The organism is Alcanivorax sp. HI0083 (assembly GCF_001635175.1).
Map to the genome: position 1 here is coordinate 1 of NZ_LWFX01001318.1, position 503 is coordinate 503.

1 protein-coding gene is annotated in these 503 nt (G+C 54.7%); it reads right to left on the reverse strand.

Features of this window, described 5'->3' with window-relative positions:
• A partial coding sequence (locus A3754_RS27955; RefSeq protein ID WP_197468735.1) for a hypothetical protein occupies nucleotides 1-503 on the reverse strand: 503 nt, incomplete at both ends.

The window sequence follows — 503 nt, forward strand, 5'->3', positions numbered from 1 at the left end:
TGTGAAACGATACGTGCCAGGTTGCCGCCCTTGCCAAAGTAATAGGCATCGTCGCCGTTCTTGAAACCGGAATGACCCGGCATGAACGGACCATTCAGGTAGTTGGCCGGCATGGCCGCGTTAAACCAGTTGCCCGGGGTCACCGTGACGATGGAGACATCTTCAAAGGCAAAGCTGATGTCGTACTGGCTGGAGAAGTGCTCTGTCGACACTTTTTTGTATTCGCCCCCGGCTTCAAAGCCAAAGAAATCGAACAACCCGCCCAGTTCTGTTTCACCATAGACGGTGCTGTCTGACCATTGTTTGGTGGACGAATCCAGAGAGAAGGTTTTGGCGGAACCGGCGGTAGCGGCTCCACCGAAGTTGTTACCGGTGATCCGGTTAACGTAGTCCCAGGGGGTTTCACTGATCTGAAACGCGGATTGATCCTTCACCGAGTTGCCATCCTGGCCCACAACCGTCACCAGGTTATCGTCATAGCGCTTGGTCGCCTCACTGATCGG